The 16,679-nt window shown below is 54.8% G+C and carries 14 protein-coding genes; 7 read left to right on the top strand and 7 right to left on the bottom strand.

Going from position 1 to position 16,679, the window contains the following annotated elements; genetic code table 11:
- Positions 1-3 precede the first annotated feature (3 nt).
- The 5 genes from NOR51B_RS09535 to NOR51B_RS09515 all read right to left on the bottom strand — a co-directional run bounded on the left by NOR51B_RS09535 (position 4) and on the right by NOR51B_RS09515 (position 4,406).
- Positions 4-423, bottom strand: a complete 420-nt coding sequence (locus NOR51B_RS09535) for a CBS domain-containing protein (protein WP_230198442.1) — start codon at positions 421-423, stop codon at positions 4-6.
- A 120-nt stretch (positions 424-543) separates the two neighbouring features.
- Positions 544-921 (bottom strand): DUF2237 family protein, encoded by a 378-nt coding sequence (locus NOR51B_RS09530; protein WP_009019040.1) that lies wholly within the window; start codon positions 919-921, stop codon positions 544-546.
- A 69-nt stretch (positions 922-990) separates the two neighbouring features.
- Positions 991-1,521 (bottom strand): gamma-glutamyl-gamma-aminobutyrate hydrolase family protein, encoded by a 531-nt coding sequence (locus tag NOR51B_RS09525; RefSeq protein ID WP_009020588.1) that lies wholly within the window; start codon positions 1,519-1,521, stop codon positions 991-993.
- Positions 1,522-1,637: 116 nt separating this feature from the next.
- Positions 1,638-2,630, bottom strand: coding sequence for an amidoligase family protein (locus NOR51B_RS09520; RefSeq protein WP_009018819.1), 993 nt, complete (start codon positions 2,628-2,630; stop codon positions 1,638-1,640).
- Between the two features lie 324 nt (positions 2,631-2,954).
- Complete coding sequence (locus tag NOR51B_RS09515; RefSeq protein WP_230198441.1) at positions 2,955-4,406, bottom strand: DUF3336 domain-containing protein; 1,452 nt, start codon at positions 4,404-4,406, stop codon at positions 2,955-2,957.
- 261 nt (positions 4,407-4,667) lie between these two features.
- On the opposite strand from NOR51B_RS09515, the gene NOR51B_RS09510 reads away from it, so the two are divergent.
- Positions 4,668-5,000 (top strand): hypothetical protein, encoded by a 333-nt coding sequence (locus NOR51B_RS09510; protein ID WP_009021001.1) that lies wholly within the window; start codon positions 4,668-4,670, stop codon positions 4,998-5,000.
- Positions 5,001-5,112: 112 nt separating this feature from the next.
- Here the strand turns inward: NOR51B_RS09510 and NOR51B_RS09505 are convergent, their stop codons facing one another.
- On the bottom strand, positions 5,113-6,039 hold the full coding sequence (locus NOR51B_RS09505) for a LysR family transcriptional regulator (RefSeq protein WP_009021493.1): 927 nt from the start codon (positions 6,037-6,039) through the stop codon (positions 5,113-5,115).
- 113 nt (positions 6,040-6,152) lie between these two features.
- On the opposite strand from NOR51B_RS09505, the gene NOR51B_RS09500 reads away from it, so the two are divergent.
- From NOR51B_RS09500 to NOR51B_RS09480, 5 genes are all read left to right on the top strand, one after another.
- A complete protein-coding gene (locus tag NOR51B_RS09500; protein WP_009020009.1) occupies positions 6,153-7,730 on the top strand; it encodes an NADH-quinone oxidoreductase subunit L in 1,578 nt (525 codons plus the stop codon).
- 14 nt (positions 7,731-7,744) lie between these two features.
- Positions 7,745-10,288: a YbcC family protein gene (locus tag NOR51B_RS09495; protein ID WP_009021331.1), complete on the top strand. Its 2,544-nt coding sequence runs from the start codon at positions 7,745-7,747 to the stop codon at positions 10,286-10,288.
- Between the two features lie 4 nt (positions 10,289-10,292).
- A complete protein-coding gene (locus NOR51B_RS09490; RefSeq protein ID WP_009019572.1) occupies positions 10,293-11,234 on the top strand; it encodes a universal stress protein in 942 nt (313 codons plus the stop codon).
- A 125-nt stretch (positions 11,235-11,359) separates the two neighbouring features.
- Positions 11,360-11,857, top strand: a complete 498-nt coding sequence (locus NOR51B_RS09485; RefSeq protein ID WP_009020868.1) for an asparaginase domain-containing protein — start codon at positions 11,360-11,362, stop codon at positions 11,855-11,857.
- 171 nt (positions 11,858-12,028) lie between these two features.
- Positions 12,029-12,679, top strand: coding sequence for a lysoplasmalogenase (locus NOR51B_RS09480; protein ID WP_009019294.1), 651 nt, complete (start codon positions 12,029-12,031; stop codon positions 12,677-12,679).
- A 288-nt stretch (positions 12,680-12,967) separates the two neighbouring features.
- On the opposite strand, the gene NOR51B_RS09475 is transcribed toward NOR51B_RS09480, so the two are convergent.
- Complete coding sequence (locus NOR51B_RS09475) at positions 12,968-14,371, bottom strand: MBL fold metallo-hydrolase RNA specificity domain-containing protein (protein WP_040481990.1); 1,404 nt, start codon at positions 14,369-14,371, stop codon at positions 12,968-12,970.
- Between the two features lie 715 nt (positions 14,372-15,086).
- Here NOR51B_RS09475 and NOR51B_RS09470 point away from each other — a divergent pair.
- Positions 15,087-16,610 carry a thymidine phosphorylase family protein gene (locus NOR51B_RS09470; RefSeq protein ID WP_009021565.1) on the top strand — a complete coding sequence of 508 codons (1,524 nt, stop codon included), beginning with the start codon at positions 15,087-15,089 and terminating at the stop codon, positions 16,608-16,610.
- Positions 16,611-16,679: the final 69 nt, after the last annotated feature.

The raw sequence follows: 16,679 nt of genomic DNA, 5'->3' as shown, positions 1-16,679 counted from the left end.
GCGCTAACGCATATTTTGGCGTGCTCTCGAGTGCTCCATCAGCGCCCATAAAATATTGCTGGAACTGACCTGCCCGACCAGTGCTCCGTCCTTGATGACGGCATTGCGGCGCTGATGCGTGTCGAGCATACGTTGTGCCACCTCGACAATGCTATCCTCGGGGCCACAGGAGTGAATCTCGTGGGTCATGGCCTGTGCGACCTGAATGTTTTCAGGATTGCCGTCGTTATAAACCGAATTAAGAATCGAACGAATACAGTCGAGCTCGGTTATTTTGCCGCAGGGTTTGCCCGAATCATCGAGCACTGTTAACCCGGTAAGTTTGAATTCGGTCAACACTTGAATCGCCTGCACCAACGGCGCGTGCTCGCTTATCGTCAGCGGATTGGGGTACATGCAGTCGCGGATGCTGGTCGGCGTCATAACATCTCTCTGGGAGTCACAGTGGTTGTCAGGGTGTCTGTTGAACGCTGCTATGAGCGGTACATAATGGCAAAAGCCTTTAAATCCGAATAGCCATTTTTAGGCCAATACGGGGCACCCTCACGATATGTCGATAGCATAGGCCTTGAGCCATTCCAGTGGTATCAGCTCCAACGTCTTAATGTTCGTTCGGCGAAGAAAGACCTTGGGAGCCAGGCCCATCTGATGCGCCTCGGCCCACCGCGCGGCGCACAGGCACCAGGCATCTCCCGACTGGAGGCCCGGGAACTCAAACTCCGGGCGCGGCGTGCTCAAATCATTACCCGCCTGCGCCGAAAACCCCAAAAAGTCGTCATCCACCTGGGCGCACACCGTGTGCAATCCGGCATCACCGGGGCCGGTATTACAAAACCCATCGCGATAAAAGCCCGTTAAAGGATCCTGGCAACAGCATTCAAGAGGCTCGCCGAGTACGTTGAGTTGATTTTGCGTGCTCATACTTAGGGTGCCTTCTACCGGGAACTGATGTGGAGCATGCTACCGCACTTTTTCAGAACGCGTGGGAACCTATGATCTGGCGGCGTTTACCAGCCAACGGAATAGTCGAAGCTGCGCGGGCAGGTAAAAAAGGTACTCTGGGTGCCACTGGACACCAATAATCCGCTGCGGCAGTGTGCCCTCAAAAGCCTGACAGAATTCGTCAAGATCGCGACCGACGACTCGCAGATTTGACCCACTCATGTTGACCGCTTGATGGTGCAGGCTATTAACCCGGAGCCGGGTTTTTCTAACCACTCGATGCAAAAAAGACGACTGCTCGACAGCCACCTGCTTGGTCGGCAACAAACTGGGGCGATTATAGGTACGCCGTCTTAACGCTCGAATATCCGTATAGAGCGTTCCACCGAGAACCACATTAATCAGCTGAGCCCCTCGACAAATACCGAGCAGCGGCCAACCGTGATCAAGCGCCGTTCGAATCCACTGCATCTCCAACTTATCTCTGTCAGAATCGATTTTCACCTTTGGATTGATCGGCTCTCCATACAACTCGGGGCCAATATCATTACCACCGCTAACCAATAGCGCATCAGGCATTATCGACAAGTCCGGCCGGCGCGTGGTTAACCGGATGGGTTTTGCACCAGCAAGCGTTAGCGCGGTCGCAATACACCACCAGCTGGGCGCCCATCGGCGTGAGTCACCCGTTACGGCTACGACGGGTCTGCTAGCCATTCATCCAACCACTGTATCCAGGCCTTTCGATCAACGCCAATGACGGGTCGATCCATCGCGAGAAACTGCTCACCCACCTGTTTCAAAGCTTCTGTATCGCTGGCCAATCGCTCCACCGCGCACCACCGGCTCCAACTCTCCGCGAGCGACCAGCCCTCCACATCGATAGCGCAATTGGGCATTCGATAGTGAAACGTCGGTCGTGGTTTTACCCTGGGATCGTCCACCGCCGCCTGCACCCTTTTTTCATCGATCTCGGCAAACAGGGGTAGACAATCCAGCGCCCGATTGCGGGTCGCATTGTGCGCAAGATAGTCATCGATTAGCTGCTGTGTATCGGTTGGCGTGCTGGAAAATAGCAAACGCAAGTACGCCTCAGGCCACAGATCGATGTAGGGCGACAATTTACGCATGCGGTCGACATCGTGAGCCTCGACCAGCCACCACTGTAATGCGGCAAAAGCACGCAGGTAGGCAAGTAGCGTGTCACCATCCAGCGACGGGACTTCAGGATTGATATGCACACCGTAAGCGGCGATCAGCGACTCAGCGGTACCCTGAGCCCCGGCATCGCGCAAAGCAGTCACCAGGGCGTCGAGTCTATGCAGCTGCGAGATAGGAATCGGCGGACAAACAACCTCGATCGGAACCAACAGTGGGGCTGCTTCGCTGAGTTTCTCTACCAGCATCGGAGACGGAGAGCTGTCATCGTCAGCGACCACTGCCGCGGCCTTGTCTTTCAAAAACTGCCAGTCAATTTCAACGATAAAGGGGCCAAGGTCGGGGACTTCTACGGTCTGGGTAGCCGCGGTGCTTTTAACCACCTCACCACCGAGCGACTCGATAAGGCAATCCTTGGCGTGTTCGAGACCGATTCCCGAGAATTCGAGCTCAAACCCCACGTTTCTTTCATTCCCATCACCGGTATGGGTGTCGGGGGGCGATGTAAAAGGTTGTTCAGTTGATTGCATCGGCCTATTGTCACACGCATCCGCCCACCCACAAAACCCGAGCCCATCACAAATACTGGGGTGTCGATTTAAATACCCGGATAAACGCTCATCTTTATGGAAAGCGAGTCATTCGCAGTGAATCCGAATAGTTCTATTGACACATGACCGTACCCGGGCGATTCGAATGCACCGACTTCATCGTTTAAGCAACATTCGATGTACCCCCTATCCGATGACTTCCCTGTCAAGACGCCGCTTCCCTGCGAGGTTTATGGATTAGACGCAATGCGGGGTACAAGGGGTTTTCAGGGGGTTTATTTTATTTTCGCCCGCGAGCCGGGATTAGCCGGCTCGCCGATAGCCCGGGCTTTCAATAAGATCCGAAGTGTCGCGAATTCGACGCAAGGTGCGACTAATCTGGGTTTGCAGCCTTACCATTTCCAGCTTTGGCCAGGTCGCTCGTTCACCGATGCCAATCAGATCATCGATTTCCCCCACCGACAGGCTATCGAGTAAGCGCATTGGGTTTCTGAATCGAAACGGGGGCAACACATTGATATCGCCGACGTAATCCTGATTAACCACGGCAAGCGTTGTATTCAGTAGTTGATGAATCGCCGGTGATCTCGAAAGCGGCTTCTGCAGCAGTGTCGCACCCGCATTCAGCCATTCGCGCGCGGTTCGTGTTGCCGCAACACGCAGCACGGGCAGAGCTTTGGACTGTCGCTTCGCATCCCCAATAAAAGGGATGACATGTGGGTTGGTTTGGCTGACCACAAAATGATTGACGCCATACAGCCTTGCCAGTCGTTTCGCCGGCAGATCATCACTCACCGCGCCGTCTACCCACTTCCGCGAAGGTAGGTAGGGCTTTTTATCCCCGTACTTATCTCTGGCCAGCAACATTACCGACGGGTAAATACCGGGTACCGCGGTAGAAGCCATGAGAGCCTCACGAATAAGCACATTCGGCGAGGAGGTCGCATTGAGGAGGCGCGATGTCTGGTGGGTCTCTGCGGGTGCAATCGAGATATTTATCAGTCTTCCGCTGCGTTCAAAGGACTCCTGAAAAGTCAGGTCTGGAATGAAGTGGTCAATCCTTGCTCGGACTTCTTCGGGTTTAAGCACCCGTGGCGGCCTGAACCCCAGAGCACCCAGAAACCCTTTTGTATGCTCTACGGCGGAGGCCAGGTAGTCCGGATCAAAAACACCCTCCAGTTCCTCGTCCGAATGAGTGGCCAGCAAACTGCCGACAATCGCACCGCCACTCGAGCCCGATAACACCTGGGGTAACAGGCGATGCTGCCACAGGCATTTGACAACTCCCGCATGGAAATAGAGCAGCGCCCCGGACCCACTCATCATCAGCGCGCTGTGACCGAAACACTGGTCAGCGCGACGGAAGAAATCAGATTTCTCCTCCACATCAATCTGGGAATCGTCGAGGCCCGCAAGTAGCTCAAGGGCATCGGATACCTCACCGATGTAGGCTTCTATCAGGTGCTTGGTTCCCGAAAGTGCACGGGTGTAGAGCGCCGCATTGCCCATCCCCCCCATGTTGCCGTGAATGCCCTCATTGAGGGTGAACAGGAGTCCGCTGTAATCATCTCGGGTTCGCAGGTCACGTAATCGCTCCAGACGCGACCGAATCGACAGGTAATCGTACTGATTCGACTGGTCAACCTCGCGCCAGCGCATAGCGCCACTGCGCCGGTCAATCTGCTCTGCTATCTCGCGCCACTGATCATAGTCCCTCGCCCCTGCCAGAGCTCGCTCAAGCTTTCGCTTTGTCATCAACATCGCGCTTCCCCCAGCATTTCGTTCATTATCTCAACTTTTTGACACCCTGGATATTGTTCCGCGTCACCGCCAGAGAGCCCGAAAGGCAGGTAAATGATGGGCATTGACGCCATAAGCTACCCGCGTGCTCGGAAGTGACGGCTAATGACCGCTTTTGATGTTTGAACCTCACTGGGTCAGGGGGATACTTCGTCCATCGGAGCCAGGGATTGGTTCTGATCAGCCAAACAACCATTGAACAAGGAGTAGTTCACTATGAAGCTGAAGAATATTGTATTGGGATCATCACTCATCGCTATCACTGCAGTCTGTGCGTTACCAGCAAGCGCGGACGTATCGTACGATGGCGACAAAAAAGCCGCTGCGGTATGTCGCTCAATTATCGAGGACGATGCGAGAGCGATGCAGGACAATCTCCGCAAGATCGTGAGAACCCGAGGAAGCATGATGACTATTGGCAAGCCCGCCAATCAAATCACCTGTAATGGCCTCGACCTCGAGGCTTTCGCCGAGCAAGTGGGTTCGCGACAAGCACTGGCCCAACTTACCGGCAAGCAAAACGCGGAAGTTGCTGCCATCGAGCGCTGAGTAGAGCGAAGCCAGGTGGAACCGGAAGCGGGCTCCAGGAGCCCGCTTTTTTTATGCTCGTTGCAACCATGAACACCCCCTGCCAGCAACGCCGCATCAACGTATGGCTTTTTTAGGGTTCATCCCCTGACGATACCGATGGGCTTATTTCACTGTTTTCCAACAAGGTATTGATGACCGGATTTTGGAAACGCCGTTTGAGCGTGATGGCGTAAAAGCGCTCGGTCAATGCATCAAAGCGCCTTGCCTGCACGAGCAGGCCCGAATCAAGTTCATCCCTCACGACGATCGGTGGCACTACCGCAATACCAATCCCCGAGCGAACCAGTAATCGGATCATTGCCATGTCGTCGACTTCCGCAACAATACTGGGGCGAATCCCCCGACGATTCAGCCAGGCGTCAAAATTGTTCCGTATGCTGCTATCCGTCGACGGCAAAATCAGGGGCTCTTTCGACAGGAGCTGATCGATATCCGCGTCCTCCGAAACACGATCGGGTACGCCCACAATGCTGACCGGCTGCTCGGACAACAAATGGGTCAACCAGGGTACGTGATGGCTAATCGTTGGCGGCGTATTCACCAAAACCACGTCGAGCTGCAGTGACTCGAGCTCCCCAAGGAGCGCAGTCAATCCATCGGAACGAACCACAATCTCAATGTCTTTTCGGTCGAGCACGGGCCTCAGAAATTTGACCTGGAAGTTCCGCGACAGCGTGGCCATTGCACCAATGCGTACCGACCTCCCCAGTAGCGGGTCCAGTCCTCGCAAAGTGCCGACCAGATCATTGCCTGCGGTAAAGATGGTTTCGGCGTAGTCGAGCGCCACCCGTCCGGCCTCGTTGAGAACCAGCTGACGACCTTTTCGATCAAACAAGGGGGTGCCCAGCTGCTCCTCCAGTTTCTGGATTTGTACCGACAGTGCCGGAGCAGACACATGTAATACCTCGGAGGCGCGCGCGAGGCTCCCCTCCTTGGCTACCGCCCAAAAATACCGGAGATGCTTGAAATTAAGCCGCCCCGCCATTGTGTTTTCCATCGATCACCCCACCCTATAGTTAATAAATTTAAAACATAACAATAAAAACATTCAATTTTTTATTATTCAAGCGCCACGTTAAAGTCCTCGGGTCCTACAACGAGACAGCCCCGATGCCATTACTCGCCATCCTGCCGCCAGCATTGATACCCATGATGTGGCTCATTGGTGGAATCGTGACGCGTCAGGGACCTGACTACCGCCAGCCCGCGATGCGGCAACGAAGCCTGTGCTGCGCCTTCTCGGCGCTACTCCTCTCCCTCTTAGCAGTGGGAATATTGATCGCAACAGAGGCCACCACACCGACCTTACCTGGCGAAGCGGGCCAGTTTCTCTCGCTACGGCTCGATGCGATCAGTACTACCATGACGGTTTTGATCAGCTTTGTGGGCCTCGTGGTGGTGCGTTTTAGCCACAACTATCTTGCGGGTGACCCGCGGCAAGCTGAATTCATCCGCTACCTCTGTCAAACCCTGGCGGCGGTATCGCTACTGGTGTTGGCAGGCAACCTGATACTGCTTCTCATAGCATGGGTAGGTATGAGCCTCTCGCTGCATCGCTTACTGCTGTTCTATCCCGAGCGGCCCCTGGCCCGGCTCGCGGCAAAAAAGAAGTTCTGGCTGGCACGTCTCGGAGATGCCGCACTGGGTATGGCCTGCTTACAGCTCTATCAGCGAACAGGCACCATCGATATCGCCGAGATTGCAACGATCGCGAGCGAAAATAACGGGTTATCACTGGTGGCACCCGCCCTGCTGCTGGTGACTGCAGCCCTTTTAAAATCTGCCCAGTTTCCGACCCATGGCTGGATCACTGAAGTGATGGAGGCCCCGACGCCCGTATCTGCTCTGCTGCATGCTGGCATCGTAAACGCGGGTGGCTTTCTCATCCTGCGATTTTCAGGTGTTGTAGTGTCCAGCGAGCTCGCTCTCTATGTACTACTGCTCGTGGGTGGTGTAACGGCGCTGTTCGGCTCGCTGGTGATGATGACCCAGAGAAGCATTAAATCCGCGCTCGCCTACTCGACCATCGCGCAAATGGGATTCATGTTGCTGCAATGCGGTTTGGGCGCCTTCTCTTCGGCGATGCTGCATATCGTCGCGCATTCACTGTACAAGGCCCATGCCTTTCTCGCATCGGGTAGCATCGTTGATGCCGCACGGGGCAATGGTTTCCAGACCCGGGCTGCCGAAGTGAGGCCCGTCGCTGTGGCGATTAGTCTGATCATCGCGGGTGGTCTGTTTATAGGGGGGAGTCACCTCAGCGGACTGACTTTAGACACCAAGCCAACCATCGTAGGCCTCGGCGCCATCCTGGTTTTCGCCACAATGCACTTGCTCATCCAGTCGAACCGTCAGACCCGCTCCCTCGTGCTGTTTGCGAAAGCAGGCCTGACTGCCAGCGTGGTATCGGGGCTCTATTTTATGCTGCAGATCGGTGCTGCACAGATCTTTGAAGGCGCTGTACCCAGCGAGGGTCAGCTCCTGCCACTGCAGTTCCTGTTGATGCTGCTGATGCTTGTCACCTTCGGCGCGGTGATTGCGCTGCAATGGTTCCTGCCCAGCGCCCAGGCCAGCGATCGGTGGCGGGCCTTCTGGGTTCATCTCGCCAACGGCTTTTACGTCAATCAAATCATTAATCACTTGGTACTACCCCAGGCCGGGGATTCCGATAGCCGCTACCGAGCCTGAACCAGGAGCCTGATATGTCCACAAAAAACAAGTCCAACGTCACCGTTTTTCCGGGCCCTCGCGCGCCCTCCCCCAGCCGAATCCAGGAGCTGATCAATGGCGCGTTACAGCGAGTAGCGCCATTGTGGCCACTCGATCAATTTGTCGCTGTAAATCCCTATCAGGGGTTCAGCGATGAATCCTTTGGTCGCGCCATCCAGCGCGTCGCGCTGACATCGGGCGGAAAAATGGTGATGGAACGACGCTTTTTCCTGGAAGCCTACCGTGCGGGAAAGTTCAACAACGATGACATCCATGCAGCGATCGGTCGATTGAATGCATCGGTAACGCTTAAGAACGTGCTTGACGCACTCCACACCAGTGCGCAGTCAGACGCCACGGATAAAACCGGTAGCGCCATGCGTACCTATGCCGATGTGGCGGAGGAGCAAAGTGGGAAAGACTGGCAGGCGCTGATTACCCAGCAGGTATCACACTGGGCCAGCGGCTACTTTGATGCAGGTCAGGCCGCCTGGCCATCACCATTCAGCAACCTGTCGCCGTTTGACGCCTGGCGCGCCGAAACCAAAATCGACTGCACACCGCTGCTCATGAATATCAGTGAGCACGATGACTTTATTGACTCGCTGCCCCCGTCACCGATGGCGGCCTGTGAATACGCGATCAGCCGACTCGGCGTACACGAAAGCCTGCTCGATCTCTACCTGCACCGGTTACTGATGACGATCGGCGGTTGGGTCGCCTATGCTCGTTATCGCGGTTGGCATGACGAGCTCGCGGGTGGGTCCCCGGCTCTGGTGTTGGAAATGCTGGCGATTCGCCTGAGCTGGGAGCTCATGCTGGCTAACGAGTACGATGATGCCGGGGGTCAGCTGCGGTGGCGTCGACACCTGGCCAATGGTGTGCGCCAGCTTAGTTCGGCCGCCACAAGCGACGACCAGCCCATCATCGATGAGATCCTGCTCGGTGCCTACGAATATGCCTGGCAGGATGCTACGGTTGAAAAAATACAGCAGCCTGCCGAGCAGATCGAGACGAATCGACCTAAAGTCCAGGCGGTTTTTTGCATCGATGTTCGATCGGAAGTCCTGCGCCGGGCTATTGAGGGTATCAACCCACATATCGAGACGACGGGTTTTGCCGGCTTTTTTGGTCTACCTATCGAGTATGTGCCCATTGGCGCCGAATCGGGCGTCGCTCACTGCCCGGTATTACTTAAACCCGATGTGACGCTACACGAGTCGATGAATGACACGTCCAGTGAGCTGACCACCCGGTTGGCGAACCGCGTCCGGCTAAAGCGACAGTTAACCCACGGCTGGCGCGCCTTCAAGAATTCCGCCGTATCATGTTTTGTTTTTGTCGAGAGCTATGGTTTGGCCTACGGCGTCAAGCTGCTGGCCCATACGCTGGGCATTGGACGCCCGGAACCCCTTCCCCGGCATCGCGGCTTGTCGGCGCGAACCGCCAGGGAGCTCGCACCGCAGTTACTTTCAATCGCTGACAACGAATCTGGCCTGGCGCTGGAGCGCCAGATCGAATTTGCCGAGTCCATGCTTCGAGGGATGTCGCTGACCAAGAATCATGCGCGTATCGTCCTCCTGACGGGTCACGGATCAGCGACGACCAATAACGCCCATGGTTCCGGACTTGATTGTGGCGCCTGCGGTGGACAGTCGGGCGAGACCAATGCCCGAATTGGGGCCATGATTCTAAACAGCCCATCGGTACGATCGGCTTTGAATCTTAGAGGAATCTGCATTCCGGACGACACGTTATTCATCGCTGCCGTTCACAACACGACAACCGACGAAGTCACGCTGTTTGATACCAAAGCCGCCCCTGAGACCCATACTCAGGAGATTGTCGATCTGCAGGAGACGCTCGACAAGGCCTCCGAAGCCTCACGACAAGAGCGTTCAGTGCTTCTGGGAGTTGCCCCCAAGAAGTCCAGCTCGCGCAAACAAATGGCCCGAAAAAGCGCCGACTGGAGCGATGTACGCCCCGAATGGGGGCTGGCTGGCTGCGCGGGTTTTATTGCGGCGCCCCGGGCAATGACTCGTAGTAAGAACCTCGAAGGCCGGGCATTCCTTCATTCCTATGATTACCGCGACGACCCCGATTTCAGCGTGCTGGAACTGATTATGACCGCGCCGATGGTGGTCGCCAGCTGGATCAATTTGCAATATTACGGCTCGACCGTCGATAACCGTGTTTTTGGTAGTGGTGACAAAACACTGCACAACGTCGTTGGCCACAGCATTGGCGTACTCGAGGGTAACGGCGGTGACCTGCGGGTGGGACTCTCCAAACAATCGGTGCATGATGGTCAGCGCTATATCCATGAACCGATGCGCCTATCGGTATTTATCGCAGCCCCCATTGTGGCGATCAATACCATTATCGAACGCCACGAGAACATTAAAAATCTCGTGGACAATGGTTGGCTGAATCTTTTTGCGCTTTACGAAGATGGCGATATTGTTGCACGCTACCGTGGCAACCTGGAATGGGAGTCACATTCCGAACACGATATGAAACAGCAAAATAAGGGCTGAAAACTTGAAACAATTCCAGGATATCCTTGTCTTTGCAGAGGTCTACGATACTTACTGCATTGATCAGGTCGCTCAGTTGGCCGAGGCGCACGGTGCCGCGGTTACGGTTTGCGATGTCATCGAGCCACCGCCCAGATTGGTGGATGACGAGGGTGTTGCCGATCGCCTGTTCAAACGCCGCTGGGCGTTGTCATTTGAGCGGCTTAGGCGTGTGCAGCAGTATTTTTCTGAGCGACTCACGATCGATCACTCGGTGTTGACGGGCATCCCCTTTGTCACGATTACAGAGCAGGTGCTGGAGCAGGGCTTTGATCTTGTGGTTCACATCAGCGCACCCGTACAGAAAATCAGTGGCGTCGGCCTGAACGCCACCGGCATGCACCTGATGCGAAAATGTCCTTGCACCGTATGGGCACTGCACCCACAGACCCCGTCTTTACAAAACAACGTGGTGCTCGCGCTAGATAATGACCACAGCATTGACAGCCAGTTAGCCGATAATTTCGCGGTGTCCCTGGCGGAGTCCGCGCTCACACTGTGTGCGGCACAGGATGCGGACCTCCATATCGTCCACGCCTGGCAACCCTTTGGCCATGATTTGCTATCCGACAGTAGTCTGGAGCTGGGGCTGGATGAAATCGATAGCTACCGCAAACAGCAATACGCGATGGCAAAGCGCTGGTTTGAAGCGATGGTGACTCGTATCAAACAGCATGCGTATTCTCCCAGTCGTATCAAGTCCCACCTCATCGAAGGCCCGGCCTTTCAGGTCGTTGGCGATGTGATCAGCGAATTTCATGCCAACATGCTCGTTCTCGGTAATGTGGGCACCAGCGCCAAGCCGGGAATATTGATTGGCGCCACCGCGGAGTCGATCATGTCCGGGGTGGGCACGCCGATTCTGGCGCTGAAGCCACCGGGTTATCAGTCACCGCTGAATCGATGATGTTCCGAGCATCGATCTGACAGCGGCCTGCCAGGATCGGACGATGCTACGCACCCAGAACTTGCGACCGATGCGGTATCGTTGCTATCGAATCAGTTGCAGAACACTCCCCATACAAGGCCGTAATGGAACTACACATCATCACCACAGGTGGAACGATCGATAAGACCTACTTTGACGCCAAGAGCGATTACCAAGTAGGCGCTCCCGTAATCGGCGAAATGCTGGATGCTCTGGGGGTTCACTTTCCCTACACCGTCGAGTCAGCGATGCGCAAAGACAGCCTCGATATGGACGATTCGGACCGCGAAAAGATTCGGGCCTGTGTGAACCGCTGTGACGAGGCTCATGTCTTGATCACCCATGGCACCGACGGCATGGTGACCACTGGCAAAGCTCTGCAGAACATTGACAATAAAATCATTGTTCTCACTGGTGCCCTGCAGCCCGCTGCATTTCGAAATTCTGATGCGGTCTTCAATATTGGCTGCGCGATTGGCGCCCTACAGCGTGCAAGCCCCGGCGTATACATCGCCGTGAATGGCCGAGTATTCGATATTGATAACGTACAAAAGAATGTAGCGAAGAATCGATTCGAAGCCTTGATTTCCCGGACCGCATAACGGTTAAACAGGGATGGCGTACCTTATGGGCTTGAGTAGTTTTTACGCGGGATACCCCAGGGGCATTTTCGGAGTTAGCTCAGCTTTCTGAGGAGTATTTCTTCGTTCCTGAATGTCCGGATTTCCCCCAACTGATATGTTCCACCGATTAACCGGTCTTTAGGACCATTTATGGCGACCCTCCAACACATTGATATCGGCATTATTTTGGTCGCAGTGATTAGCGTGATCGCATTGCTCTGGTGCGATCGGAATCACCCACCGATGGAATGGCTTTTCAAGCCTCTGGCGTCGGTCTGTTTTGTACTGCTGGCAATGTCAGGAGGCGCACAAGACTCAACCTATGGCGCACTGATTCTCGGCGGGCTTTGCCTGAGCGTTATCGGGGATCTGATGCTGATTCCGAAAAACGAGAAGGCTTTTACCTTCGGCCTGTCCGCGTTCTTATTGGCACATTTATTTTACGCCGCTGCTTTCCTGCAACTTCCGGTTAATACCTACGGCCTGTTGATGAGTGTGGCACCCGCCGGGATATTGGGAATAGCTACCGTTCGCTGGTTGTATCGGGATCTACCGGCAAAACGGGTCACACCGGTATTCACCTATATCGTTGTAATCTGCCTTGTGCTGGTCGCTGCAGGCGGCACTTGGAAAACCGGCCTCAGCGGGTGGATACTCGTCGGCGCATGGGGTTTTGCGGCTTCAGACTTGTCGGTGGCGGGACAGCAGTTTAAGCAAGCTGGATTGCGCTACCGTGCCTGGGGGTTGCCCCTTTATTTTGCCTCACAAATGATGCTCGCCTGGAGCGCCAGGCTAATCTGAAGTGAGAACCCAACACACCTCGCCTGACAGGCGTTGGGGGCTAAGCGCCTCATTTGTACCGGTGAGATCGACCGCATACGGCTTGATAAGACGCCCAAAAACGCACGCTGAAAATGCCGCAGTACGCTCGACTATCCAATGGGCTGCCACTCCTCCAATTCCGTAAACGGGTATTCACCAGGTCCACGCGGATCGAGGCAAACGCTGCAAATCTGTTCGTCATCACGGCAGTCGGAGTTTCCCTCTAGCCTGGTCTAGCGAGACGGTTCGTTGCCGAGGGGATAAAACTCAATCAACGCCGAGCTCGTACTCCTGATACAAAACCGGTATTTCTACCTGAGTGTTGTTCAGTTGTTTCGCGAAGGCCTGCATACTGCTATCTTCACCATGGACAAGAAAAGTTGTCTTGGGGTTCCCCGTCTGTTTATGCCAGGCCAGTAGTTCGGCCTGATCGGCGTGGGCTGAAAACCCGCCAATCGTGTGTACGCTCGCATTCACGTTGATTTCTTCACCATAAATACGCACTTTCTTGGCGCCATCGATAATTCGGCGGGCCAGTGTTCCATTCGCCGCATAGCCCACAAAAACCACACTGTTTTGTTTTCCCCAAAGGTTATGTTTCAGATGGTGGCGTACACGGCCGCCGGTACACATGCCGGAGCCAGCCATGATCACGGCGCCTCCATTAATCTGATTGATGGCCATCGACTCGGCTGTCTCGCGGGTAAAGTGCAGGCCTGGCATCGCAAAACAATCCGAACCATCGGCGGATAGTTTTAGCGTCTCATTGTCGAAGCACTCGGGATGTCGCTCAAATATTTCCGTGGCGGAAATTGCCATGGGCGAATCTAGAAATACATTGGTGTAGTATTTTATTTGTCCATTCTCTACTCCTTCACGCAGGTAATAGATAATCTCCTGAGCGCGCTCCAGTGCGAAGGTAGGAATAATCACATTACCTCCGCGCGCGAGGGTTTCGTTAATGACCTCATAAAGCTCATCAATCGACGGCTGCAATTGCTTATGCAGGCGATCACCGTAAGTTGTTTCCATCACTACGGCATCCACTTCAGGAGGGGGAGTTGGGTCTCGCAGTATTGCGCGCCCGCTATAACCGAGGTCACCGGAAAACAGCAGACTTTGGTGCCGTCCATGTTCTTCGAGCGACAGGAGGATACTCGCTGAACCAAGAATATGCCCGGCGTCGATAAAGGTGGCTTTTATTCCAGGAGCTAACTGCAGGGCTTGATCATAACTAGCGTGTCGTCCCATTAACTCAAAACAATTGAGAGCATCCAGTGTTGTATAAAGCGGCTCAATGTCTCCCTTGCGGCCACCGCGACGCCGTTGCGCCTTCCGCGTCTGGTAACGCGCCTCTTCCTCCTGTAGACCGGCCGAATCCAACATCACCAGTCGCGCCAGCTCCAGCGACGCCGCCGTTGCGATTATCTCACCTTTGAAGCCGCGCTTTGCCAGAAGCGGTATGCGACCACAGTGATCAAGATGCGCATGAGTTAGCAATAAATAATCGATGGACGGTGCTTTAAAATCAAACGGCTCGGAATTCTCCTCCCTAAGCTCACGCCCGCCCTGGTACATTCCGCAGTCAATCAGGACGCGTTTACCGGCGCATTCGACGAGATAGCAAGAGCCAGTTACACCTTGCACGGCTCCATGGAATGAAATTTTCATGCTACCTCCCCTCATGGATTCTTCTGTTCGCCGAAAAATTCAGCGAGTTTGAATCTTAGTCTCTTCATATCATTAGTCGCACACATACATTCAATGCGTCAATGGGCCCGTTCCGAACGGAATATTCGCGCCCCTTGGCCGCGCGTTACCAACGACAAATCGATAAATTAAATCAGCTGCTCAAAAACCGGTTCGTGATCGGATTGGGCTTCTCAGGACACCTGATAGCGTGACCTCTAAAACCAATGGGAATTGTTCAGGCCAGGCCGCCGATACACAGAATAATTCAAAGCCTCGACCGGAAAGCCGGTCAGCGAGCGATGACAACCTCAATCAGGTGGCCGCGTGCACATGGTGTTCATCGGGACACTGATGCACTTCAAAAAATGCCTTTTCGCCGCCAAGTCGGGGGGACAATGCCTGTCGCAGGGGAGCATCGGATCACAACGAATCACCACACCGGAGCCTGCACTTCATGGAGGTACCCCATTGATTCGGGCGACTGCAACTCTGGAATCACTATGCGAGTCGCAGCAAAGGTTTCTTTTTACCTAACCATAGGCGCTTTTCCCGAATATTTCCCGGTTACGTATTTGCGACTTTTGCGCAAGACTGGAATCTGTCGCAAGATTAGCGATCTGACGGCAGACGGACCAGCGATCCGGGTAGGCACACAATGCCCCCGCACCCATGGCTCGATCTGGGAGGATAGAAAATGAGCACCCTAACGCTTCGAAAAGTCGCTATCGATACCTACAGGGAGAACGTTGCCTACCTGCATCGTGATTGCAAACTCTATCGCAGTGAAGGTTTTCAGGCGTTGAATAAGATCGAAATTCACAGTCTAGATGGTGCAGTGTCGATAATTGCCGTACTCAATGTCGTCGATGATGATTGCATAACCAAACCCGACGAATTGGGTTTGTGCGAACAGGCTTTTCGCCAGATGGGTGGAGAAGCAGGCGTTGCCGTGAACATCGCACACGCCAGATTGCCAGCCTCACTCAAGGCCGTACACCGCAAGATTTCCGGCGATAACCTGGGTCTTGAGGACTACCAGGGTATCGCCCGGGATATAGCCAGTAACCGCTACTCGAAAATAGAGATGGCCGCTTTTCTCGTCGCATGTTCTCAAACCGGGCTTGAGCGCGATGAAGTACTGTACCTGACCAAGGCCATGATCGAGACGGGTAAGCGCCTCAACTGGGGCGAACCTCTGGTCGTTGATAAACACTGTATTGGCGGAATTCCGGGAAACCGGACTACGATGCTCATTGTGCCCATCGTGGCCGCACACGGCATGCTGATTCCTAAAACCTCCAGTCGCGCCATCACCTCCCCAGCCGGGACCGCAGATACCATGGAAGTACTGGCCAGGGTGGAACTCTCCCCCCATGAACTCCATGAAATTGTGCGCGCTCAACGTGCATGCCTGGCCTGGGGCGGTACTGCAGAGCTGGCGCCTGTAGACGATATCCTGATCGCGGTAGAGCGTCCGTTGTCGATGGACTCCCCGGGGCAGATGGTTGCCTCGATTTTGTCGAAAAAGCTCGCGGCCGGCGCTACTCACCTAATCATCGACATTCCCATTGGGGCAACGGCTAAAATAAGTAATCGAAGCAGAGCTTTGGCGCTGCGCAGGTTATTTGAGTATGTCGGCGACCATTTGGGACTGAGCATTGAGGTCGTGCTTACAGACGGCCGACAACCTGTAGGACGGGGCATCGGGCCCGCACTGGAATCACGCGACGTCATGCAGGTGCTCAATAACGATCCCGCAGCACCCCTTGACCTGCGAGAAAAATCCCTGCAGCTCGCCGGTAGAATTATTGAATTTGATCCCGATGTGCGCGGCGGGCAGGGTTATGTGATTGCCCGGGACATTCTCGAATCGGGAAGGGCACTGGCGAAGATGCAGGCCATTGTCGATGCACAGGGTCGAAACCCAAATCCCCCGCAAATCGGGCATTTTTGCCATGACGTCACCGCCACTGACAGCGGGCAAGTCACTTCCATCGATAACCTGCAACTGGCACACATCGCCCGCCTTGCGGGGGCCCCAATGGATAAAGGCGCGGGAGTTGATTTGCACAAGAAACTAGGGGATCCGGTAGAGGTCGGCGAGACTCTCTTTTCAATCTATGCGGAATTTCCGGCTGATTTCGAATTTGCCCGAGAATCAGCCGAACAGAATTCAGGCTTTACTACTGGTAATGCCGTTGTCGATGAGAGCCCATGAAGCCACTCAGCCACTGCATGCGACATATCGAGGTTTGCCAAGCCGATGAGTGTTAACAGCCTTGAAGGG

This window comes from Luminiphilus syltensis NOR5-1B, from assembly GCF_000158175.1.
GTDB classification, from domain to species: domain Bacteria; phylum Pseudomonadota; class Gammaproteobacteria; order Pseudomonadales; family Halieaceae; genus Luminiphilus; species Luminiphilus syltensis.
The sequence above is the reverse complement of the archived record's forward strand: the minus strand, read 5'-3'. Positions and strand labels throughout refer to the sequence as shown.